Source organism: Streptomyces griseorubiginosus, from assembly GCF_036345115.1.
GTDB lineage: Bacteria > Actinomycetota > Actinomycetes > Streptomycetales > Streptomycetaceae > Streptomyces > Streptomyces griseorubiginosus_C.
This window is the reverse complement of sequence record NZ_CP107766.1, coordinates 2,705,264-2,725,473: the sequence shown is the minus strand read 5'-3', so window position 1 is coordinate 2,725,473 and position 20,210 is coordinate 2,705,264. Positions and strand designations below refer to the sequence as shown.

Here is a 20,210-nt window from a genome sequence, read left to right as displayed (position 1 = left end):
GGGAACATGCCATGAGCGCCGAGGACCTCGAGAAGTACGAGACCGAGATGGAGCTGAAGCTCTACCGGGAGTACCGCGATGTCGTCGGTCTGTTCAAATACGTGATCGAGACCGAGCGGCGCTTCTACCTGACCAACGACTACGAGATGCAGGTGCACTCGGTCCAGGGTGAGGTGTTCTTCGAGGTGTCCATGGCCGATGCGTGGGTGTGGGACATGTATCGGCCGGCTCGCTTCGTGAAGCAGGTCCGGGTGTTGACGTTCAAGGACGTGAACATCGAGGAGCTGAACAAGAGCGACTTGGAGCTGCCGGGCGGGTGACCCTGGCTGGATGGTGTTCGCCCGTGTGAGTGACGGGGTTTTCCACAACCGCTGAGTAGTCCACCAAGATCAACTCGGTGGGCGGAACTGCGTGATCGTCGGTGCCGGAGGTGGTGCCGACATGAACGCACGCAGTGCACTCGGCAAGTACGGCGAGAGTCTGGCCGCGAGGCGGCTGACCGAGGCCGGGATGACGGTCCTGGAGCGCAACTGGCGCTGTGGCAGGACCGGTGAGATCGACATCGTGGCGCGGGACGGGGAGGTCCTGGTCGTCTGCGAGGTCAAGACACGGCGGGCCGGGGCCTTCGAGCACCCGATGGCCGCGGTGACTCCCGAGAAGGCGGAGCGGCTGCGGGGGCTCGCGGCGTGCTGGATCCACGCCCACGGAGGCGCACCGCCAGGAGGCGTCCGGATCGACCTGGTGGGCGTGGTCCTGCCGCGGCGCGGCGCGCCCGTGGTCGAGCACGCGCGGGGGGTGGCCTGAGATGGGGTTCGCTCGTACGTGCTCGGTGGCGCTGGTGGGCGTCGAGGGGGTCGTGGTCGAGGTCCAGGCGGATCTGGAGCCGGGGGTGGCGGCGTTCACGTTGGTGGGCCTGCCGGACAAGAGCTTGACGGAGAGCCGGGACCGGGTGCGGGCGGCGATGGTGAACTCCGGGGCGCCATGGCCGCAGAAGAAGCTGACCGTGGGGTTGAGCCCGGCGTCCGTACCGAAGAGCGGAAGCGGCTTCGACCTGGCCGTCGCGGCAGCCGTCCTCGGGGCGGCCGAGCGGATCGACCCACGAGTTCTCGCCGACATCGTGATGATCGGGGAGTTGGGGCTGGACGGGCGGGTCCGGCCGGTCAGGGGGATCCTGCCCGCGGTACTGGCCGCGGCGGACGCGGGGTACGAACAGGTGGTCGTACCGGAGTGCGCAGTGCCCGAGGCATCACTGGTGCCGGGGGTCTCGGTGCTGGGCGTGCGCAGTCTTCGTCAGCTGATCGCGGTGCTCACCGACGAGCCGGTGCCCGACGAGGAACCGGTCCCGGGCGAGATCCGGCCCGATCCCTTCCTTGCCGGTCTGGCGCTTCCGGGTACCGGGCTGGGGACAGGGGCCGTCTCCGGTGAACACGCGCCCGATCTTGCCGATGTGGCAGGACAGCACATGGCCAGGTCGGCCCTGGAAGTGGCCGCGGCGGGACGGCACCACGTCTTCTTCAAGGGGCCTCCGGGTGCCGGCAAGACCATGCTGGCCGAACGGCTGTCGGGTCTGCTGCCTGAGCTGAGCAGGCAGGAGTCACTGGAGGTCACCGCAGTGCACTCGGTGGCCGGGGTGCTGCCGCCAGGCCATCCTCTCGTGGACAGGGCTCCGTACTGTGCCCCGCACCACTCGGCGACGATGGCCTCGCTCGTTGGCGGAGGCAACGGCCTGCCCCGGCCCGGGGCGGTGTCCCTGTCGCATCACGGTGTGCTCTTCCTCGACGAAGCCGCGGAGTTTCACAGCAGTGTTCTGGATGCCCTGCGCCAGCCTCTGGAGTCCGGACATGTGGTGGTCGCGAGGGCCGCGGGGATGCTGCGGATGCCGGCGAAGTTCCTGATGGTCCTGGCGGCCAATCCGTGTCCCTGCGGGCGGCACGGAAGGGGCGACGACGTCTGTGAGTGCAGGCCTTCCTCGATCAAGCGGTACCGGGCTCGTCTGTCCGGACCTCTGATGGACCGAGTCGATCTGCGTGTGACCGTCGAACCGGTGGCCAGGGCCGAGCTGCTCCAGTTCCACAACGGTGCCGAGACGACGGCCACGGTCGCAGAGCGCGTCAAGTTGGCGAGGGAACGGGCGGCCCGACGCTACGAGGGGACGCCCTGGCGGACCAACAGCGAGGTGCCGGGCCATGAGCTGCGCACCCGCTGGCATGTGCAGTCCGGTGCCTTGCGCAAGGCCGAAGAGGACCTGGACCGAGGTCTCCTGACGGCTCGCGGCCTTGACAGAGTGCTTCGTGTGGCCTGGACCGTGGCGGACCTGGCAGGCCGTGACCGGCCCTCCGCCAACGACCTGAACTGGGCCCTGGAACTGCGCACCGGCGTCCGACGCGGTGCCGTTCTGGAGGGGATCGCCAGGTGAACGACGGTGAGCTGGTCGATCGGGTGTTTCTTGGTCGGGTCATCGAGCCGGGGGACGAGGTCGCGGGGCGGTGGGTTCGGGAGTGGGGGGTGCGTGAGGTGGCCTCGCGGTTGCGGGGTGGTGGGGAGGCCTTGCCCGGGGTGAGTGAGAAGCGGTGGGGCGGGCTGCTGGGCCGGGCCCGGGTCGCCGACGCGGAGCGGGATCTCGGGCTGGCGTACGAGGCCGGTGCCCGGTTCGTCGTTCCCGGCGACGCCGAGTGGCCCGGCCAGCTGGACGATCTCGGGGACGCGCGTCCCATCGGGCTGTGGGTGCGGGGGCGGCCCAGTCTGCGGATGTGGGCGCTGAGATCGGTCGCCGTCGTCGGGGCCCGGGCCTGTACCGAGTACGGGGCCCACATGGCCGCCACCCTCGGCACCGGGCTCGCCGAGCGCGGCTGGGTCGTCGTGTCCGGCGGCGCCTACGGAGTGGACGGCGCCGTCCACCGCGGTGCCCTCGGCGCGGGCGGAGCCACCGTCGCCGTCCTGGCCTGCGGGGTCGACCGGCCCTACCCGCGCGGACACACCCAGTTGATCACCAGGATCGCGGAACAGGGCCTGGTCGTCGGGGAGTTGCCGCCCGGCGAGCATCCGACGCCCAGCAGATTCGTGCTGCGGAACCGGGTGATCGCCGCCCTCACCCGCGGCACCGTGGTCGTCGAGGCCGCCCACCGCAGCGGTTCCCTGGTCACAGCGCGGGCGGCACAGCGGCTCGGCCGTCACACGATGGGGGTGCCCGGGCCCGCCACCAGCAGCCTGTCCGCCGGTGTGCACGAGCTGCTGCGCGGGGAGGCCACGCTGGTCACGGACGCCGAGGAAGTCGTGGAGCTCGTCGGCGACATGGGGGAGCTCGCCCCGGACCGGCGCGGGCCCGTGCTGCCGCGGGACCTCCTGGCCCCGGCGGCGCGGAGAGTGCTGTCGGCGCTGCCCGGGCACCGGGAGGCCGGCGTGGACGAGATCGCCCGGGGTGCGCAGACCACCAGGGACGACGCGGTCGCGAGACTGTACGAACTCCGTTCACTTGGTTACGTCGAACGACACGGCGACGGCTGGAAGTTGACACGCCAGGCGATGATCTCGGTCCGGGGTGGCCGCGGCCCGTGCTGACCGAGCGTGTTCGGCCGTCCGAGGGAACCCCGACATCCTTGGTAATTACCGCAGTTGGGGTGTTCCGGTGATCACACAGGGCGACGATCGTGCCTCTGGGGAGGGGGCTGCGGAACGCATTCGCAGGCGTACTCCGCCACGCTGTTTGCGCACTGCGACACTTCAGTCACGCTACGCTCACGGGGATTCCGACGCACTTCACGTACATCGCGTACTTCACGGCAGAACGGCACAAGGCGACGAATGCCCCAGCACACTTCCGGATCCGACCGGGCGGCGATCCCCCCAGCCGCCCGTGACGGTGGCAGCGTGCGGCCGCCCGCTCCCTCGACACTCGACGAGCTGTGGCGGTCGTACAAGGCGTCGGGAGACGAGCGGCTGCGCGAGCAGCTGATCCTGCACTACTCACCGCTCGTGAAGTACGTCGCCGGGCGGGTGAGCGTCGGTCTGCCGCCCAACGTCGAGCAGGCCGACTTCGTCTCCTCGGGGGTCTTCGGGCTCATCGACGCGATCGAGAAGTTCGACATCGACCGCGAGATCAAGTTCGAGACCTACGCGATCACCCGGATCCGGGGCGCCATGATCGACGAGCTGCGGGCGCTGGACTGGATCCCGCGGTCCGTGCGGCAGAAGGCGCGCAACGTCGAACGGGCCTACGCCACGCTGGAGGCGCGGCTGCGGCGGACGCCGACGGAGGGCGAGGTCGCCGGCGAGCTGGGCATCGCGGTGGACGATCTGCACGCGGTCTTCAGCCAGTTGTCGCTGGCCAACGTGGTGGCGCTGGAGGAGCTGCTGCACGTCGGGGGCGAGGGCGGTGACCGGCTGAGCCTCATGGACACCCTGGAGGACACCGCCGCGGACAACCCCGTGGAGGTCGCCGAGGACCGCGAGCTCAGGCGGTTCCTCGCCCGGGCCATCAACACCCTGCCCGAGCGGGAGAAGACCGTGGTGACCCTGTACTACTACGAGGGCCTCACGCTCGCGGAGATCGGCAACGTGCTGGGCGTGACCGAGAGCAGGGTCAGTCAGATCCACACCAAGTCCGTGCTCCAGCTGCGGGCGAAGCTGGCCGGTTTCGGCCGCTGACCGGGGCGGACGGCCTCCCGGTGGCAGCCGGTCGGGTGGAGTGACTCCCGTCGGCGGTGGCGCGTCCGTACAGTGGTTGACGTGCCAAGGATTCGAGCGGCCTCCGTGGCCGAGCACCGGTCGATGCAGCGAGCCGCCCTGCTGGACGCGGCTCGTTCTCTGCTGTCCGAGGGCGGGACGGAAGCGCTGACCTTCCCGGCCCTCGCCGAACGGACCGGACTCGCGCGGTCGTCGGTGTACGAGTACTTCCGGTCGCGGGCCGCCGTGGTCGAGGAGTTGTGCGAGGTCGACTTTCCCGTGTGGGCCGCGGAGGTCGCGGCGGCGATGGAGCGGGAGACCTCGCCCGAGGGCAAGGTCGAGGCGTACGTGCGGCAGCAGCTGGCGCTGGTGGGGGACCGGCGGCACCGGGCCGTCGTCGCCATCTCCGCGAGTGAGCTGGACGCGGGCGCGCGGGAGAAGATCCGGGCGGCACACGGGGGCCTGGTGGCGCTGATCGTCTCGGCGCTCGGGGAGATGGGGCATGCGCAGCCTCGGCTCGCGGCGATGCTGGTGCAGGGGGTTGTGGACGCGGCCGTGCGGAGGATCGAGCTGGGGGCGGCGGAGGAGCCCGGTGTGATCACCGAGGCCGCGGTGTCCATGGCGCTGCGGGGAGTGCGGGGCTGAGGAAGGCTGCCGGGTGCGCGTCCGTCGTGGCTGGTCGCGCAGTTCCCCGCGCCCCTGGGGTGTCTGCCGCTGAGTCTTCTCGACCAGCGCCCGGTGCTTACGCAGGCAAGGGCACTCCCAGGACCGGCAGCAGTCTTGACGGGCCCCTGTGCAGGAGCCACGGCGGGAGCAGGGACAGCGGGTCCAGGTAGGTCTCGCCTCGCAGCAGTCCCCAGTGCACGCAGGCGGTCGGACAGTGGGAGCCCGTCGGGGCCACCGTGCCGACCACCTCGCCGGCCTCCACCTCGTCGCCCTTCTCGACCGACGCGGTCACCGGCTCGTAGGTCGTGCGCAGATCCGTTCCCGTCAGGGCCACCGAGACCACACCCTTGCCCGCCACCTTGCCCGCGAAGGACACCCGGCCCGCCGCGACCGCCCGTACCGGGGAGCCGGGAGGCGCCGACAGGTCCACGCCCCGGTGGCCGCGGCCGTACACCGTCGCCGGTGGTTCCCAGCCGCGCAGGACCACTGGGCGGGTGCCCACCGGCCAGGTGCGGCCGATCGCCGGTACCGAGGTGTCCGTGGCCGTCGGAGTGAGAAGGGGTGGCCCAGGTGCGGGGGCCGGTGCCGTCAGGAACAGCAGAAAGCCCAGCACCAGCCACCCGACGCATCGTCCGCATCGCTTCGCTCGCATGCGGAAACCGTCCCGTACCCGGACCGATCATGGCCGGGACCTGTGGACTACTCCCCGGTTGGGGACAGCGGCGTCACCCGGTACCCCGCGGGTCCCGTACACTTCTTCTGGCGATCCGGGTCACCGGGTCGACTTCGCACGCCCCGACACCAGGCCGTCAAGCGGTCGGTGTCAGCGCCTCTCGGTCCTTTGCGGCACGGCGCGTCGCGGGCGTCAGGCGCGGGTGCCCTCCGGTACCCGCGGTACAACCGAGAACACCAAGGAGAACGGCCATGGCCGTCGTCACGATGCGGGAGCTGCTGGAGAGCGGCGTCCACTTCGGTCACCAGACCCGTCGCTGGAACCCGAAGATGAAGCGCTTCATCTTCACCGAGCGCAACGGCATCTACATCATCGACCTGCTCCAGTCGCTGTCGTACATCGACCGCGCCTACGAGTTCGTCAAGGAGACCGTCGCCCACGGCGGCACGGTCATGTTCGTCGGCACGAAGAAGCAGGCGCAGGAGGCCATCGCCGAGCAGGCCACCCGCGTCGGCATGCCCTACGTCAACCAGCGCTGGCTGGGCGGCATGCTCACCAACTTCTCGACCGTCTACAAGCGTCTGCAGCGCCTCAAGGAGCTCGAGCAGATCGACTTCGAGGACGTCGCCGCCTCGGGTCTGACCAAGAAGGAGCTCCTGGTCCTCTCGCGTGAGAAGGCCAAGCTCGAGAAGACCCTCGGTGGTATCCGCGAGATGCAGAAGGTGCCCAGCGCCGTCTGGATCGTGGACACCAAGAAGGAGCACATCGCGGTCGGCGAGGCCCGGAAGCTCAACATCCCGGTCGTCGCGATCCTCGACACCAACTGCGACCCCGACGAGGTCGACTACAAGATCCCGGGCAACGACGACGCGATCCGCTCCGTCACCCTGCTCACCCGCGTGATCGCCGACGCCGTCGCCGAGGGCCTCATCAGCCGCTCGCGCGTCGCCACCGGTGACAAGGGTGAGAAGGCCGCCGGCGAGCCCCTCGCCGAGTGGGAGCGCGACCTGCTCGAGGGTGGCGAGAAGAAGGCCGAGGAGGCCCCCGCCGAGGCTGCTCCGGCCGCCGAGGCTCCCGCCACCGAGGCCCCGGCTGCCGAGGCCACCGAGGCCCCCGCCGCCGAGGCCGCTCCGGCCGCGGACGCCGAGCAGGCCTGACCCGTCAGCGTCAGCGGTGACGGCGGGAGCGGGGGCATCGACTCCGCTCCCGCCGTTCACCCGTAGGTCAGCGGAGAGTCGGCGGCCCCCGGCTACATGGGGGCCGTGGACCCCGTAGATCTTCGATCTTCCAGACTTCGAGAAAGATTCACAGACTCATGGCGAACTACACCGCCGCCGACGTCAAGAAGCTCCGTGAGCTCACCGGCGCCGGCATGATGGACTGCAAGAAGGCGCTGGACGAGGCCGAGGGCGACGTCGAGAAGGCTGTCGAGGCGCTCCGGATCAAGGGCCAGAAGGGCGTCGCCAAGCGTGAGGGCCGCTCCGCCGAGAACGGCGCCGTGGTCTCCATCATCGCCGACGACAACTCCTCCGGGGTCCTCGTCGAGCTGAAGTGCGAGACGGACTTCGTCGCCAAGGGCGAGAAGTTCCAGGCCGTCGCCAACCAGATCGCCGAGCACGTCGCCGCGACCTCCCCGGCCGACCTGGAGGCCCTGCTCGCCTCCGAGATCGAGGCCGGCAAGACCGTCCAGGCGTTCGTGGACGAGGCCAACGCCAACCTCGGCGAGAAGATCGTCCTGGACCGCTTCGCGCAGTTCGCCGACGGTTACGTGACCGCGTACATGCACCGCACGATGCCCGACCTGCCCCCGCAGATCGGTGTCCTCGTCGAGCTGGACAAGCCCGACGCGGAGACCGCTCGCGGTGTCGCCCAGCACATCGCCGCCTTCGCGCCGAAGTACCTCTCCAAGGAGGACGTGCCGGCCGAGGTCGTCGAGTCGGAGCGTCGTATCGCCGAGGAGACCACCCGCGCCGAGGGCAAGCCCGAGGCCGCGATCGCCAAGATCGTCGAGGGTCGTGTCAACGGCTTCTTCAAGGACGCCACGCTGCTCGGCCAGCCGTACGCGCTCGACCCCAAGAAGTCGGTCCAGAAGGTCCTGGACGAGGCCGGTGTCACCCTGAAGCGCTTCACGCGCATCAAGGTCGGCATCTGAGTCCGTACCGCGAGCGACGCGCGGGCCCGATAGGGTCGTCAGCAGTCGTCCGGTACGCCGCCACGCACGCGCGTGGCGGACGACAGCAGATCTGACGAGGAGGCCATTGCCGCGCATGGGATGCGAACCAGTTCCCAACCGGCAGTGGCCTTCTTCGTATGTGCACCACGTGAAAGAGGCGGGATCTCCATGACCACCAAGGCCCAGAAGAGCGACGACGGCAAAGTACGCGGCCGGTTTCTGCTGAAGCTGTCCGGAGAGGCGTTCGCCGGTGGCGGGGGCCTGGGCGTGGACCCCGACGTGGTGCACAAGATCGCCCGTGAGATCGCCGCCGTCGTCCGGGACGGCGCCGAGATCGCCGTCGTCATCGGCGGCGGCAACTTCTTCCGCGGTGCCGAACTCCAGCAGCGCGGCATGGACCGGGCCCGCTCCGACTACATGGGCATGCTCGGCACCGTGATGAACTGCCTCGCCCTCCAGGACTTCCTGGAGAAGGAGGGCATCGACAGCCGGGTGCAGACCGCCATCACCATGGGCCAGGTCGCCGAGCCGTACATCCCGCTGCGGGCCGTGCGCCACCTGGAGAAGGGCCGTGTGGTCATCTTCGGCGCCGGTATGGGCATGCCGTACTTCTCCACCGACACCACCGCCGCCCAGCGCGCCCTGGAGATCGACGCCGAGGCGCTGCTCATGGGGAAGAACGGCGTGGACGGGGTCTACGACTCCGACCCCAAGACCAACCCCGACGCGGTCAAGTTCGACGCCCTCGGCTACGGCGAGGTCATCACCCGCGACCTCAAGGTCGCCGACGCCACCGCCGTCACGCTGTGCCGCGACAACAAGCTCCCGATCCTGGTGTTCGAGCTCCTGGCGGAGGGCAATATCGCCCGCGCCGTCAAGGGTGAGAAGATCGGCACGCTGGTGGGCGACCAGGACAGCCGGGACTGACCCGGGAAACACCCGGTCCCTGACCGGGGGATGGACAATGTCCTGCCGGTCGGGAACCGTGCAGGAAGAAGACGCGACGCAGCCGGCCGCCGCCCCCACGCATACGGAACAGCAGCCGGGCCTACTCAAGACACGCAGGAGCAAGTGGTGATCGAAGAGACCCTCCTCGAGGCCGAGGAGAAGATGGAGAAGGCCGTCGTGGTCGCCAAGGAGGACTTCGCCGCGATCCGCACCGGTCGTGCGCACCCGGCGATGTTCAACAAGATCGTGGCCGACTACTACGGCGCGCCGACGCCGATCAACCAGCTGGCTTCGTTCTCCGTGCCGGAGCCGCGCATGGCAGTCGTGACCCCGTTCGACAAGACCGCGCTGCGCAACATCGAGCAGGCGATCCGCGACTCCGACCTGGGCGTCAACCCGAGCAACGACGGCAACATCATCCGAGTGGTGTTCCCCGAGCTCACCGAGGAGCGCCGCCGCGACTACATCAAGGTCGCCAAGGGCAAGGCCGAGGACTCGCGCGTGTCGATCCGCTCGGTCCGCCGCAAGGCCAAGGACGCGATCGACAAGCTCGTCAAGGACGGCGAGATCGGCGAGGACGAGGGCCGCCGTGCGGAGAAGGAGCTCGACGACGCGACGCACAAGTACGTCGCCCAGGTGGACGAGCTCCTGAAGCACAAGGAAGCGGAGCTGCTCGAGGTCTGATGAACGACTCTTCCTGGGCGACTCCGCCCCACGCCGGGTACTGGGGGCCGTCCGACCAGGGGCCTGTCCAGGGGGCTGCCCCGGCGGGTCCCGCGTACGATGCGCATGACGCGCAGCACACTCGCCCCATGCCCATCGTGCCCGACGGACCCGCGTACGGCGGAGACCAGGATGACGACAGGGGGGCCGCTCGGATGGGCGGTCCCTTGTTCCGGGACGAGACGTACCGGGACGACGCGTTCCGGGACGAGACGTACCGGAACGCGACCGTCCGCGACGAGACCACGCCGGCGCAGCCCTACGCGGCGCCGCAGAAGCAGGATCCGGAGCCCATGCCCGACGCCTCGCAGCCGGCGCCCGCGCCGCAGAAGAAGAGTGCGGGCCGGGATCTGGGCGCGGCCATAGGGGTCGGGGTCGGGCTCGGTGCGGTGATCATCGCGTCGCTGTTCTTCGTCAAGGCCGTGTTCGTCGGCGTGATCGTGGTCGCGGTCGTCGTGGGTCTGTGGGAGCTGACCAGCAGGCTCCAGGAGCGCAAGGGCATCAAGGCGCCGCTGGTGCCGCTGGCGCTCGGCGGGGCCGCGATGGTCGTCGCCGGGTACGTCCGGGGCGCCGAGGGGGCCTGGGTCGCCATGGCGCTCACCGCCCTCGCGGTCCTGGTCTGGCGGATGACGGAACCGCCGGAGGGCTACCTCAAGGACGTCACGGCGGGTGTCTTCGCGGCCTTCTACGTCCCGTTCCTGGCCACGTTCGTCGCCATGATGCTGACGGCGGACGACGGGGCGGTGCGGGTCCTGACCTTCCTGCTGCTGACCGTCGTCAGCGACACCGGCGCGTACGCGGTCGGCTGGCGCTTCGGCACGCACAAGCTGGCGCCGCGCATCAGCCCCGGCAAGACGCGGGAGGGACTGGTCGGAGCGGTGGCGTTCGCGATGGTGGCGGGCGCGCTGTGCATGCAGTTCCTGATCGACGACGGCCGCTGGTGGCAGGGCCTGCTCCTCGGCCTCGCGGTCGCGGCCAGCGCGACGCTGGGTGACCTCGGCGAGTCGATGATCAAGCGGGACCTCGGCATCAAGGACATGGGCACGCTGCTGCCGGGCCACGGCGGCATCATGGACCGCCTGGACTCGTTGCTGCCGACGGCGCCGGTGGTGTGGCTGCTGATGGTGCTGTTCGTGGGCTCGGCCTGACCGGCTTCTTCTCGTACGGCTTCTCGGCCCCCGCTCTGTTCTCAGGGCGGGGGCCGTGCCGTTCCCCTGCATATCGCCCAGGCGGGTATGGCCCAGGCCAGGCAGGCGCAAATTGTGCGTCAGGCCTTGCTTCGCACACGTAAAAGGGACCGTTTCCGCCGGTCCTCGTCCGGGATGCTGACCGTCGCGTCGGGTTTCGAACGGGGGAGCGGGATGAGCGGGCAGTTCGGGGTGGACCCCGAGACGTTGACGGAGCTGGCGGGCAGGTTCGACCGGGAGGCGACGGGGCTTGCCGGGCCGATCGGGACGTTCTCGGGGAGCGCGGCGGAGATCGGGCAGGCGTTCGGGCTGCTGGGGATCTGCGACGGGGCGTCGGAGAAGTACCGGCAGCTGCTGGAGAACACCGTCAAGGCGCTCGGACACCTTCCGGACGTGCTCAGGAGCGACGGTGACCGGCTGCGCCTGAACGCCACCCATTACACGGACTCGGACCGGACGGCCCTCGGCTATCTGCACACCGCGGCCCGGGGCGGCCGGCCGTGAGCATCAACAGCTGGATCGACGGCAAGGTCCTGGAGATCCTCCAAGCGGCCGGTGTGGAGCTCCCCGGCGGCGACGGCGACGCCCTCCGGACCATCGCCCGCGCCTGGGACGCCATGGGCACGGAGCTGACGGACGTCGTACGGGCCGTCGACGCGGCGATCGCCGGGGTCGACCGGCAGGGGTGGCACGGAGCCGCCCGGGACGCCTTCGAGAAGCACTGGGCCGAGCAGAAGAAGGTCGTCCAGGACGTCGCGGCCGACTTCCACCAGGTCGCCGACGGCCTGCGGTCCTACGCGGACGAGATCGACGGGATCAACAAGGAGATCATCGACATCTGCGTCGAGATCGCCGAGATGGAGATCGCCGGGGTCGCGCTGTCGTTCTTCACCGGCTTCATCTCCGACCTGGTCGCCAACACGGCGGTGGCGGAGCGGGTGGCCAAGGTCGTGGACCTGGTGAAGTTGTTCACGTCGGCGGCGGAGCGGGTGGCGGGCCTCCTGGAACGGTTCTCGGGGCTGAGCGCGGAGACGGTCGCGACCCTGGAGAAGATGCTCACCGCTGTCGCACGGGTCAGCGCGAGCTTCGCCAAGACGGGCCTGGAGAGCTTCGCGACGAACTTCGTGGCGGACTCGGGAAGCCTGATGGTGACCCAGGCCGTCAACGGACAGCCGGTGACCGTGGGGGCCGACCTCACGAACGGTGCGTGGCTCGCGGGAGGAACAGCCGGGTTCACCGCCGGAGCCGGCGTGATCGGGGCCCGGTTCACAGGGGTGGCCGGGGACCTCCTGCGCGGGGAGGGCCTGCTCGGCACCTCGGTGAACGGCGCGCTCGGCAACGTCGCGGGTGGTCTGACAGCCGACTACAGGAACGGCCAGGACGCCTCGACCATGGGGCAGGACGCGCTGGCCAACGCCGCCGCCGGTGCGGTCGGAAACGCCCAGAACCACGGCGTCAACCATGCCCTGGAACAGCACGGCAGCCTCGGCGGGGAACACCTCAGTGACCAGGGGAAGCTGGCGGACGGAGCCTTCAGGAACACCGTGGGCACCACCCTCAACACCGGCGTCTACGCCGCCGCGTCCGGTATCGAGTCCGACATCCAGGCCCTGACGAAGGACGAGAACGACCAGTGAGCCCCCTAGGCGAAGTGGCCCTCGCGGCCGTGTTCACCCCCAACCCGAAGCACCCCCTCACCGTGTCGGGCTTCTTCGAGTTCCTCGCCGTCGGCATCGGCTGCGCCATCGCCCTCATCGGCCTCTACGCGGCGATCAGCACCTACCGCGGCCTCGACCCCACCCGCCGTCGCGGCCAGATCCTCCCCGTCACCCTCACCGGCGGCTTCTTCGTGGTCATCGGCCTGGCGGTCGCCGCCCTCGGCGCGTGGATCTTCTGACCGCGGTCCCGGAATGATCTGCGACACTGGTACAGCCATGCCTAAGCCCGGAGAACTGATGTCCTCCGGGCACGAAGAAGCCCCCTACCAGCGATGTTGTCGCCAGTAGGGGGCCGTCTTATGCCCGGTGGGCCGTCCCTGGGCCGTCAGGGCTCCTGGGCCGCGCCGAAGACGTCGTCCAGTGCCCGGCGGGCCCGCTCGCTGCTGCTCGGCATCAGGTGGGCGTACACCCGCAGCGTCATCGCCGGATCGGCGTGGCCGAGGTACTCGCTCACGGCCTTGATGCTCTCGCCCGCGTCCAGGAGGACCGAGGCGTAGAAGTGGCGAAGGGCATGCATCCCGTGTTGCCGGGCGGAGGCGTACGGCTTGCCGGGTTCCGGAGTGGGGATGAGGCCGGCCGCCGCGAGGGCGGGCTTCCACTCCTGGATGTTGAAGTTGCTCCGCCAGACGATTCCGTCGGCCGTGTTGGTGAAGATCAGGCGCCGTTCAGTGAGCGGGCCGCCCGGCCTCATCCAGGGCAGCTTGATTGCCACGGGCGGGTGACTCTTCATGTGCCACCGCAGGGCCGAGGCAACCGAGGACGGCAGCGGTACGTCCCGCTCCTTGTTGCCCTTCGGGGGAGCGAAGACGGCAGTGCCCCGGATCAGCTTGACCTGAGTGGTGACCCGCAGGGTGTCGCCGCCGAGTTGCAAGGTGTCTTCGGCCAGGCCGATGATCTCGCCCTGTCGGAGGCCGCAGCCGCTACCTACGTCGACCATGGCTTGGTAACGCTCGGGCAGCGCGTTGCGGACCGCACGCACCTGGGACGGGAGCCAGGGCACGACCCGGGCGGTGGAGGCGGCGGGCGGGCGGACCGACGCCGCCGAGCACGGATTTCGGGCGAGGTGGCCGTCATCCACGGCAGCCGACAGCACCGCGCGGACGTTCGCGTAGATGTTGCGGGCGTACGTGCCGCCTATCGCGTCGTTCTCCAGGTCGCGAACGAACTCACGGATGTGCACCGGCCGGAAGGACCCGAGCGGACGCGCCCCGATCCGTGGGAACGCGTGCAGCCGAAGCCGGGTTTCCGCTCCGATGCGTGTGTTCAGATCGGTCGTCTGCCCGGCGATCCAGCGTTCCGCGTACTGCTGGAAGGTCGTCCGGGCAGCCCTGTGATCGACGTACTGACCACGGGACATGTCGGCAGCCGTCTCGGACAACCACTCTTCCGCCCGGCGCTTCTGACGGTCGGGGAAGGACTTGCTCTTCTCCGTGCCGTCCGGTCCGACATACCGCGCCCGGTAGCGGAGACCGTTGCCGTAGCGCTCGGTCTTGACCCTCATGGGCTTGCCGTCCGGACCCGGTTCGGTCTTGTACCAGCGGTCTTGGATGTGCCCGGCCATCAGGCGGCCTCCCCGATCTGGGAGTCGACCCAGGCCCGTACGTCGTTCGGGTCGAAGCGCAGGTGCCGGCCGACGCGGAAGCCGCGAGGGCCGGTGCGCTTGCGGCGCCACTGGTAGACCGTTTCGACGCTGGGCAGCTCGAACATGTTGACCAGGTCGTCGGGGGTCAGGAAGCGGCTCGGCAGCTCGGAGGACATGTCACCACTCCCTTTCGTCGGCTGACTGGTCGCGTAGGGCTTCGCGGGCTGTTTCGCGGTTGTGTTGGAGGTCGCGTGCGATGGTCGCGGCGAGGGCGGATTCGCCGGGGGTGTGGCCGTGTCCGGCGTACTGCCAGTCGGCGAGGACGAGGACGGTGTCCGGCTCGCGGTCGTCCAGGCCGAGAGCTTCGCGTTCCTGGGCGGCACGGAAGTCGGCACGGGTCTGGCGGAGTTCGCCGAGGGTGGTCGAGTAACGGCGGGACTTCGAGCTGAAGTGGCCCCGGAAGCCGAGCATGTGTGCCCAGGCCCAGATACGGCGGTCGGGGTACAGGGGGTCGAGCTGCTTGCAGGCTTCGATCAGGCGGCGGGTGTGGTTGGGGACCTGGTGGCGGTCGAGTTCGGAGAGTTCGCCGATGCGGCGGTCGAGGGTGCCGGTGTTCTCGGCGGCCTTGGTGGCGTACTTGGCGACGTAGGAGGCGACGGCCTGTTCGGTGATGTCGGAGCCGTCGCCGAAGGCCTTGATGGGGCGAACGTCGAGTTGAGTGCCCCAGCGGAAGGTGCGGGCGGGCTGGTCGTCGGAGGCCGGGACCGAGACCGAGGTGTAGGAGTGCGCGGCGGCGGCGCGTATCGCGTCGTCGAGCAGCTGCACCGTGGCCCAGGCCGGGGGAGGGGTGTCAGGTCCCTCGGGGCCGTCGATACGGATCACGGCGTGGAAGTGGAGGGCACCGCGCTTCTGGAACTCGGCAACCTTGCCGTACGAGACGCGCGCATGGTCGGGAAGCTCGCGACGTGTGATTCCGGCACGGGCGGCGATCTCGCGGCGCAGTCGAGTCGTGAAGCGCTGCCACAGGTTGCCTGCGTGGTTGTTGAAGAGGACGGCGCCCGCGTAGTCGTACGTTGCCGGGTCGAGGGCCGTGCCGAGGATGCGGTCGTCGGACGGGTGGCGGGTGCCGCAGCGGCAGGCCCCGTGGTCGGGCCGGTTGTGGACCGGGCCGAAAGACGGGGCGGTGAGGGTGGCGAAGACGCGGGGGTGGTCGCGGACGGTGGACGGGATGTCACGGCGGTCGTCGCCGGCCAGGCCCGCGCGGATGAGGTGGTAGGTGTCGCCCGCGTACGTCCAGGCGCAGGAAGGGCAGCGGGAGGCACGGCGGTTGCCGCACGCGACGCGGAGACGTCCGCCGGGCTCGTTCTCGGTGGAGTAGTGGTGCAGGATCTCCCCGGTCGTCTTGTCCTTGGCGATCGTCCAGCCGGTCAGGTGGATCGGGTCGGCGCAGCCGCCGGTGCGGCGGATCTGCTCGTTCCAGCGGTCGTAGTCATCGGCCGAGGCCACCCTCAGCAGGTCGCCGAGGGTGGCCGGGTCGAGGAGCAGGTCAGGCACGGGCGCCCTCCCGCGTGCGGTGGGTGCGGCGGTGAGCGGTGCCGGTGCCCTGGCAGGCCGGGCAGTGCGCAGTAATGGTGCGCAGGCGACCGTGCGGGTCGCGGCCGCCGAGGGTGATGGCGACGGAGGCGAAGCCGTCACAGTTGGGGCAGATGCGGGGCGGCGGTGTGGTGCGGTGCGTCATGCTGGGGGTTCCTTCCGGATCTTCGGGTTCGGTAGGGGCAGGGCTCCCGGGCGGCGGAGACTTGGCGGTTGAGGCCGCCCGGGGGCCGGTCAGCGTCGCTTGGCCTCGGTGTTGATGAGCGAGCGGATGACCAGGGCGCAGATGGCGACCGCGGCGCCGGTGACGGCGACCGCGAGGAGCATCGAGACCAGGACCGCGCCGACGACCAGGACCACGGCCGTCCCACCACCGATGAGGGCGACGACGGCGCCAGGGGTGAGCTGGACGGTGGGTCGGGGAGACGCCGGGGCGGGGGCGACCGGGACAGGGGTGCTGGTCGGCTGCTGGATGACGGCGGTCGGCTCGACGACGGCGGGCGGAGTGATCAGGCCGGTCGGCTGGGGCATGGTCGGGATCTTCGGGTGGAACATCAGCGGATCTCCCTACTTGATGGCGGTGTCGATGACCGGGGCCAGGAGGCTGTCGGCGATGAGGTAGCCGCCGAGGAGGAGCACCAGGACCAGCCAGAGCGGCGGGCGGATGAGCTTGCAGCCGAGGTAGCCGACGACGGCGAGGGCGAACCAGAGGGGGACGTCCATGGGCGGTGGCCTCCTAGCGGACGGTGCAGCGGTGGGTGCGGGCGGCGAGCTGGGCGGCGCTCTGGCTGGAGTAGTCGGAGGACCAGCCGCACCGGTCGTTGGTGCACACGGCGGCGTGCTTGGTGCGGCCGTGGCGGTCGCGGTGGGTGCCGATCTGAACGGGGCCGATCCGCATGACGGAGTGGAAGTGGTCGCGGGCAGGCATCGAGGTCGTGTCCTTTCGGCTCAGGTGAGTTGGGCGGCGATGGCGTAGGCGAGCTGGGGCGGGACGCCGAGGCGGGCGCGCAGGGTGTCGGTGTCGATCGGGTCGCCGGTGCGGGTCCGGTAGTCGGCGGCGACCTTGCGGGCGTGGTCGATCAGAGCGGCCGGGACATTGGGTGTAGCCGGGGCAGTGGACGCGGTGGGCTCGGGAGCCGGGAGGGGTTCGGCGGCCGGGAGTGCGGGGGTTTCCTCGGCCTCGGTGACTGCGGCAGGGAGGGTTTCCGGCTCGTGCGAGGGGACCGGCTCGGGGTCGGTCGTGGTGGTCGGCACTTCGGGTGCCGGGTGGTCGGTGGCGGAGTGTGCGAGGAGGGTGCCGCCCATGAAGGCCAGGGCGGGCCAGGCGGCGACGAGGATGCGCAGCCAGGCCGGGACCTGTTGGAGGTCGAGGAGCCCGGCAGTCGCGACGTTGGCGCCGAGTGAGGCCACCAGGGCGATCAGGAACCAGCACCAGGCCAGCCGGGACGGGCCCTCACTGCGCAGCCGCCGCCAAGAGGCGACCAGGAGCAGGTCCACCGAGATCGGGTAGGCCCAGGCCTTCCAGCCGTCCTGCCCGGCAGCGGCGGCGAGATCGTGAAGGTGGGCGAAGGACAGCGCTCCGGCGATGACGGCCTGGACGAGGACGGCGTCCACGCGGAATGCGGGGCGGGCCATCACGAGCCGCCGGGGTAGTCGGGGCCGTCGGTGGGGTCGTAGCCGGGCGGGAACGTACCGGGCGGCGGCTCAGGCAGCGACGCCGCCAGGGACGGGCCCACCGCCTCGATGAAGCAGTGGTCAGCGCCGGATACGTCGGCGTAGAGGGCGAGTTGGCCCAGCAGGAGCACGGTGCGGGCGAAGTCTTCGCAGTCGGGGCACATGACGTGCTCTCCCTTCAGCAGGCATGGGGCGGGTAGGGACCCGGCGCGAGGGCGGTCACGCCGACTGGTCGAGCGGGGAGGGTCAGGCGGTGGCGGGGGCTGTCTTGGACAGCGGTACGCGGGCCGAGGGCAGCGGGACGACCGCGGGGCGGAAGGCCGCCAGGGCGGGAAGGTCCGGGGTGCGCTCGGCGTGCTTGTTGCAGATGTTCACGGCTTCGCGCAGCGAGGTGTGCGGGGCGCGGATACGGGCCCAGCCGCCGGATGCGTCGCCGGTGACGGCGATGCCGGGGGCTTCGGTGGGGATCTGGATGGCGGCGAGGACGGCGTCCGGGGAGATGTCGCCGAAGGCCATGTTGGCGGAGGACTCGTCGTTGACGCGGTGGGCGGTGCGGCCGGTGAGCTGGGCGCGGAGCATGGTGATGCCCTTGCCGAGTTCGGAGCCGAAGCGCTGTCCGCAGATTTCGAGGTAGATGCCGGCGGCGCGGCCGAGCTGGGCGAGGCGGACCAGGGCGGTGATGATGCGGTCGCGGCGCTTCTCGTCGTCCTTGGTGGCGAACAGGGCGAGTTCGGCGACCTCGTCGACCAGGACCACGACGGGGACGGGGCGTATGTCGGCGGGCAGATCCCAGATGTCGGCGGCGATCTCCGCATCCGGAACGTCCACTGTGATCCGCTGGTTGGCCCGGATCAGCTGATAGACGCCTCCCATGTGGGCGACCAGCGCTTCGAGGAGGTCGAGGGCGGTGTCAGGGTTGTCCGCGAGAGCGGAGAAGCGGCGGGCCAGCGGGAAGAGTTCGACGCCCTGCTTGCAGTCGATACCAACCAGGGCGACATCCAGCGGGGCCAGCCCGGCAACCAGGTTGCGCTGATAGACGGACTTCCCGGATTCCGTGGCGCCGAGCGTGAGGCCGTGCGGGACGGTGCGGTAGTCGCGGTAGTGGACCGAGCCGTCTTCGCGCAGGGCCACGGGAACACGCATGGACGCTCGGTCAGTCTTGGCAGGCATCTGCACCCGCTTGAGGACGTCATAGCCGGTCATCCTCAACTCGACTACTCCAGAGCGAAGTTCGCGGGATGTGACGCCGTACAGGCCGAAGGAGTGGCGCAGCCGGTCTGTTGCGGCGGAGACGTCGAAGGCGTCCTGGCCGGGGCGGAGCTTGAGCCGGAGCACCAGGCCGGTCCGGGTCGGCCGCAGTCGCAGGATGCGCGGGGCGCGGGACTCGGGTGCGGGACGATTCGTCATCCGGGCGAGAGCGAGGCGCCAGCGCGAGGGCGGGACGGTCAGCCCGCAGGCGTCCATGACGGAGGCGTAGCGGACCAGGATTCGCAGGGCGGCGAAGGTGACCCCGAAGGTCATCCAGTACCAGGCGGGGCGCCGCCACCGCAGGAGACCCGCAGCGGCGACGACCAGCACCAGCGCGACCGTGAACCAGGTCATGGTCAGGCCGCCTTGGGCTTCGAGGCAGCGGCGGCGAGTGAGGTCACGGCGACCGCACGGAAGGCGATGCCGTGCCGCTTCTGCCCGTTGAACTCGTTCTCCCACGCCGAGGCGACCAGGCCGGTCAGCGCGACCGGGGTACCCATGGCCAGGTCCTCGGAGACGCCGGGCTGGGGGACGGTGAGCTTGAGGATCTCCACCTCCTCCGGCGTGGAGAACATGACCTCCACGGTCATCAGCGTGACGCCGTCTTTGTCGACGGCGATCTCACCGGTGCGACGGTCCTTGACCTTCGGCTGCGGGGCCTTGGCGACCATCACGGTCGCGTTGGAGGTGTCGACGGGAATCTGACGCATGGCGCGCTCCTTGGATCGCTGAACTTGACGTACTTAGTACGTCATCTTGGTGTAGAGGATGGACCTGTACTACTTGGTGTGTCAAGTGGTTGTCTCGACGCCTGTCAGCGCGATGTGCTGCACTAGGTACGACAACCACTGAGAGGGGCTATGGCCGACTTCACCGCCGGACGTGCCGCGTACTTGCAGATCGCGGACGACTTCAAGCGCCGGATCCGAGACGGAGAGCTCACACCGGGGGACAAGCTCCCCTCAGAGTCGGACCTGATGGCGCAGCACTCCGTGTCTCGCACGGTCGCCCGGCAGGCGATCTCGCGACTCCGCGAGGACGGCTACGCCATCTCCCACCAGGGCAAAGGCAGCTTTGCCGCGTTGCCTGGCGAAGGCGGTTCCGCCAAACGCAGCCCCGAGTTTGAGCAGATCACGGAGTACCTGTCCGAGGTCCGTCGGGATGTCCGCCGCCTTGCGGAGCGGATGGACCAGCTGGAGGACCTGGTTCGGCAGCAGGCTCAAGGGCGATGACCAAGGCGTCGGCCCGACGCGCTACCTCGGCCAGCTCTTCACCAAGTCCCCTTACCTGGTTGATCAGTTCTCGCTTCTCTCCCGGGCTCAGCACGGTCACAGCCCCCTCGTTGCCCTTCCGATCTGACAGC

At 70.0% G+C, this 20,210-nt stretch carries 27 protein-coding genes; 15 read left to right on the top strand and 12 right to left on the bottom strand.

Annotated features, from left to right (window positions below):
- Positions 1-11 precede the first annotated feature (11 nt).
- From OHN19_RS12075 to OHN19_RS12050, 6 genes are all read left to right on the top strand, one after another.
- The gene (locus tag OHN19_RS12075; protein WP_003965949.1) at positions 12-320 is read left to right on the top strand and encodes a DUF2469 domain-containing protein; all 309 of its coding nucleotides are present in this window, start codon (positions 12-14) and stop codon (positions 318-320) included.
- A 121-nt stretch (positions 321-441) separates the two neighbouring features.
- On the top strand, positions 442-804 hold the full coding sequence (locus OHN19_RS12070) for a YraN family protein (protein ID WP_330264205.1): 363 nt from the start codon (positions 442-444) through the stop codon (positions 802-804).
- Position 805: 1 nt separating this feature from the next.
- Complete coding sequence (locus tag OHN19_RS12065) at positions 806-2,416, top strand: YifB family Mg chelatase-like AAA ATPase (RefSeq protein WP_330264204.1); 1,611 nt, start codon at positions 806-808, stop codon at positions 2,414-2,416.
- Positions 2,413-3,558 (top strand): DNA-processing protein DprA, encoded by a 1,146-nt coding sequence (dprA, locus tag OHN19_RS12060; protein WP_330264203.1) that lies wholly within the window; start codon positions 2,413-2,415, stop codon positions 3,556-3,558. Before OHN19_RS12065 ends, dprA begins: the two co-directional genes overlap by 4 nt.
- Positions 3,559-3,801: 243 nt before the next feature.
- Complete coding sequence (gene whiG / locus OHN19_RS12055) at positions 3,802-4,644, top strand: RNA polymerase sigma factor WhiG (RefSeq protein ID WP_330264202.1); 843 nt, start codon at positions 3,802-3,804, stop codon at positions 4,642-4,644.
- 105 nt (positions 4,645-4,749) lie between these two features.
- Positions 4,750-5,307: a helix-turn-helix domain-containing protein gene (locus OHN19_RS12050; protein ID WP_330269588.1), complete on the top strand. Its 558-nt coding sequence runs from the start codon at positions 4,750-4,752 to the stop codon at positions 5,305-5,307.
- 97 nt (positions 5,308-5,404) lie between these two features.
- On the opposite strand, the gene OHN19_RS12045 is transcribed toward OHN19_RS12050, so the two are convergent.
- Positions 5,405-5,980, bottom strand: a complete 576-nt coding sequence (locus tag OHN19_RS12045) for a M23 family metallopeptidase (RefSeq protein WP_330264201.1) — start codon at positions 5,978-5,980, stop codon at positions 5,405-5,407.
- Between the two features lie 272 nt (positions 5,981-6,252).
- Between OHN19_RS12045 and rpsB the strand changes: the two genes are divergently transcribed.
- The 8 genes from rpsB (at position 6,253) to OHN19_RS12005 (ending at position 12,929) form a co-directional block, all read left to right on the top strand.
- The gene (gene rpsB / locus OHN19_RS12040) at positions 6,253-7,158 is read left to right on the top strand and encodes a 30S ribosomal protein S2 (protein ID WP_330264200.1); all 906 of its coding nucleotides are present in this window, start codon (positions 6,253-6,255) and stop codon (positions 7,156-7,158) included.
- 158 nt (positions 7,159-7,316) lie between these two features.
- On the top strand, positions 7,317-8,153 hold the full coding sequence (gene tsf, locus OHN19_RS12035) for a translation elongation factor Ts (RefSeq protein ID WP_123763351.1): 837 nt from the start codon (positions 7,317-7,319) through the stop codon (positions 8,151-8,153).
- Between the two features lie 189 nt (positions 8,154-8,342).
- On the top strand, positions 8,343-9,101 hold the full coding sequence (pyrH, locus tag OHN19_RS12030; protein WP_020138770.1) for a UMP kinase: 759 nt from the start codon (positions 8,343-8,345) through the stop codon (positions 9,099-9,101).
- Between the two features lie 147 nt (positions 9,102-9,248).
- On the top strand, positions 9,249-9,806 hold the full coding sequence (gene frr, locus OHN19_RS12025) for a ribosome recycling factor (RefSeq protein ID WP_059198018.1): 558 nt from the start codon (positions 9,249-9,251) through the stop codon (positions 9,804-9,806).
- Positions 9,806-10,993 carry a phosphatidate cytidylyltransferase gene (locus OHN19_RS12020; RefSeq protein WP_330264199.1) on the top strand — a complete coding sequence of 396 codons (1,188 nt, stop codon included), beginning with the start codon at positions 9,806-9,808 and terminating at the stop codon, positions 10,991-10,993. The genes frr and OHN19_RS12020 overlap by 1 nt, the downstream gene beginning before the upstream one ends.
- 213 nt (positions 10,994-11,206) lie before the next feature.
- Entirely contained in the window at positions 11,207-11,536 is a 330-nt protein-coding gene (locus tag OHN19_RS12015; protein WP_330264198.1) for a type VII secretion target, read from the top strand.
- Entirely contained in the window at positions 11,533-12,669 is a 1,137-nt protein-coding gene (locus OHN19_RS12010; protein WP_330264197.1) for a WXG100 family type VII secretion target, read from the top strand. The genes OHN19_RS12015 and OHN19_RS12010 overlap by 4 nt, the downstream gene beginning before the upstream one ends.
- The gene (locus OHN19_RS12005; RefSeq protein WP_330264196.1) at positions 12,666-12,929 is read left to right on the top strand and encodes a hypothetical protein; all 264 of its coding nucleotides are present in this window, start codon (positions 12,666-12,668) and stop codon (positions 12,927-12,929) included. The genes OHN19_RS12010 and OHN19_RS12005 overlap by 4 nt, the downstream gene beginning before the upstream one ends.
- Before the next feature lie 146 nt (positions 12,930-13,075).
- Here OHN19_RS12005 and OHN19_RS12000 read toward each other — a convergent pair whose 3' ends face one another.
- From OHN19_RS12000 to OHN19_RS11950, 11 genes are all read right to left on the bottom strand, one after another.
- On the bottom strand, positions 13,076-14,311 hold the full coding sequence (locus OHN19_RS12000; protein ID WP_330264195.1) for a site-specific integrase: 1,236 nt from the start codon (positions 14,309-14,311) through the stop codon (positions 13,076-13,078).
- Entirely contained in the window at positions 14,311-14,508 is a 198-nt protein-coding gene (locus tag OHN19_RS11995; RefSeq protein WP_330264194.1) for a helix-turn-helix domain-containing protein, read from the bottom strand. Before OHN19_RS11995 ends, OHN19_RS12000 begins: the two co-directional genes overlap by 1 nt.
- A 1-nt stretch (position 14,509) precedes the next feature.
- Positions 14,510-15,886: a replication initiator protein RepSA gene (gene repSA / locus OHN19_RS11990; RefSeq protein WP_330264193.1), complete on the bottom strand. Its 1,377-nt coding sequence runs from the start codon at positions 15,884-15,886 to the stop codon at positions 14,510-14,512.
- Positions 15,879-16,070, bottom strand: coding sequence for a hypothetical protein (locus tag OHN19_RS11985; RefSeq protein ID WP_330264192.1), 192 nt, complete (start codon positions 16,068-16,070; stop codon positions 15,879-15,881). Before OHN19_RS11985 ends, repSA begins: the two co-directional genes overlap by 8 nt.
- Before the next feature lie 89 nt (positions 16,071-16,159).
- Positions 16,160-16,480, bottom strand: coding sequence for a SpdD-like protein (locus OHN19_RS11980; RefSeq protein WP_330264191.1), 321 nt, complete (start codon positions 16,478-16,480; stop codon positions 16,160-16,162).
- A gap of 12 nt (positions 16,481-16,492) precedes the next feature.
- A complete protein-coding gene (locus tag OHN19_RS11975) occupies positions 16,493-16,648 on the bottom strand; it encodes a hypothetical protein (protein WP_106409895.1) in 156 nt (51 codons plus the stop codon).
- 13 nt (positions 16,649-16,661) lie between these two features.
- Entirely contained in the window at positions 16,662-16,853 is a 192-nt protein-coding gene (locus OHN19_RS11970; protein ID WP_190172747.1) for a mobile element transfer protein, read from the bottom strand.
- A 20-nt stretch (positions 16,854-16,873) separates the two neighbouring features.
- The gene (locus OHN19_RS11965; protein ID WP_330264190.1) at positions 16,874-17,560 is read right to left on the bottom strand and encodes a DUF2637 domain-containing protein; all 687 of its coding nucleotides are present in this window, start codon (positions 17,558-17,560) and stop codon (positions 16,874-16,876) included.
- Entirely contained in the window at positions 17,560-17,763 is a 204-nt protein-coding gene (locus tag OHN19_RS11960; protein ID WP_330264189.1) for a hypothetical protein, read from the bottom strand. The genes OHN19_RS11965 and OHN19_RS11960 overlap by 1 nt, the downstream gene beginning before the upstream one ends.
- Positions 17,764-17,845: 82 nt before the next feature.
- Positions 17,846-19,201, bottom strand: coding sequence for an FtsK/SpoIIIE domain-containing protein (locus OHN19_RS11955; protein WP_330264188.1), 1,356 nt, complete (start codon positions 19,199-19,201; stop codon positions 17,846-17,848).
- A gap of 2 nt (positions 19,202-19,203) precedes the next feature.
- Positions 19,204-19,557, bottom strand: coding sequence for a hypothetical protein (locus OHN19_RS11950; RefSeq protein ID WP_330264187.1), 354 nt, complete (start codon positions 19,555-19,557; stop codon positions 19,204-19,206).
- Between the two features lie 150 nt (positions 19,558-19,707).
- Between OHN19_RS11950 and OHN19_RS11945 the strand changes: the two genes are divergently transcribed.
- Complete coding sequence (locus tag OHN19_RS11945) at positions 19,708-20,079, top strand: winged helix-turn-helix domain-containing protein (RefSeq protein WP_062043675.1); 372 nt, start codon at positions 19,708-19,710, stop codon at positions 20,077-20,079.
- Positions 20,080-20,210 lie beyond the last annotated feature (131 nt).

Bases quoted from the DNA above. Each gene is read 5' to 3' on its own strand.
- OHN19_RS12075 (WP_003965949.1), top strand. From the start codon at position 12: ATGAGCGCCGAGGACCTCGAGAAGTACGAGACCGAGATGGAGCTGAAG.
- OHN19_RS12070 (WP_330264205.1), top strand. From the start codon at position 442: ATGAACGCACGCAGTGCACTCGGCAAGTACGGCGAGAGTCTGGCCGCG.
- OHN19_RS12065 (WP_330264204.1), top strand. From the start codon at position 806: ATGGGGTTCGCTCGTACGTGCTCGGTGGCGCTGGTGGGCGTCGAGGGG.
- whiG (WP_330264202.1), top strand. From the start codon at position 3,802: ATGCCCCAGCACACTTCCGGATCCGACCGGGCGGCGATCCCCCCAGCC.
- OHN19_RS12045 (WP_330264201.1), bottom strand. From the start codon at position 5,980: ATGCGAGCGAAGCGATGCGGACGATGCGTCGGGTGGCTGGTGCTGGGC.
- rpsB (WP_330264200.1), top strand. From the start codon at position 6,253: ATGGCCGTCGTCACGATGCGGGAGCTGCTGGAGAGCGGCGTCCACTTC.
- tsf (WP_123763351.1), top strand. From the start codon at position 7,317: ATGGCGAACTACACCGCCGCCGACGTCAAGAAGCTCCGTGAGCTCACC.
- pyrH (WP_020138770.1), top strand. From the start codon at position 8,343: ATGACCACCAAGGCCCAGAAGAGCGACGACGGCAAAGTACGCGGCCGG.
- OHN19_RS12020 (WP_330264199.1), top strand. From the start codon at position 9,806: ATGAACGACTCTTCCTGGGCGACTCCGCCCCACGCCGGGTACTGGGGG.
- OHN19_RS12015 (WP_330264198.1), top strand. From the start codon at position 11,207: ATGAGCGGGCAGTTCGGGGTGGACCCCGAGACGTTGACGGAGCTGGCG.
- OHN19_RS12000 (WP_330264195.1), bottom strand. From the start codon at position 14,311: ATGGCCGGGCACATCCAAGACCGCTGGTACAAGACCGAACCGGGTCCG.
- OHN19_RS11995 (WP_330264194.1), bottom strand. From the start codon at position 14,508: ATGTCCTCCGAGCTGCCGAGCCGCTTCCTGACCCCCGACGACCTGGTC.
- OHN19_RS11985 (WP_330264192.1), bottom strand. From the start codon at position 16,070: ATGACGCACCGCACCACACCGCCGCCCCGCATCTGCCCCAACTGTGAC.
- OHN19_RS11980 (WP_330264191.1), bottom strand. From the start codon at position 16,480: ATGTTCCACCCGAAGATCCCGACCATGCCCCAGCCGACCGGCCTGATC.
- OHN19_RS11975 (WP_106409895.1), bottom strand. From the start codon at position 16,648: ATGGACGTCCCCCTCTGGTTCGCCCTCGCCGTCGTCGGCTACCTCGGC.
- OHN19_RS11970 (WP_190172747.1), bottom strand. From the start codon at position 16,853: ATGCCTGCCCGCGACCACTTCCACTCCGTCATGCGGATCGGCCCCGTT.
- OHN19_RS11965 (WP_330264190.1), bottom strand. From the start codon at position 17,560: ATGGCCCGCCCCGCATTCCGCGTGGACGCCGTCCTCGTCCAGGCCGTC.
- OHN19_RS11960 (WP_330264189.1), bottom strand. From the start codon at position 17,763: ATGTGCCCCGACTGCGAAGACTTCGCCCGCACCGTGCTCCTGCTGGGC.
- OHN19_RS11955 (WP_330264188.1), bottom strand. From the start codon at position 19,201: ATGACCTGGTTCACGGTCGCGCTGGTGCTGGTCGTCGCCGCTGCGGGT.
- OHN19_RS11950 (WP_330264187.1), bottom strand. From the start codon at position 19,557: ATGCGTCAGATTCCCGTCGACACCTCCAACGCGACCGTGATGGTCGCC.
- OHN19_RS11945 (WP_062043675.1), top strand. From the start codon at position 19,708: ATGGCCGACTTCACCGCCGGACGTGCCGCGTACTTGCAGATCGCGGAC.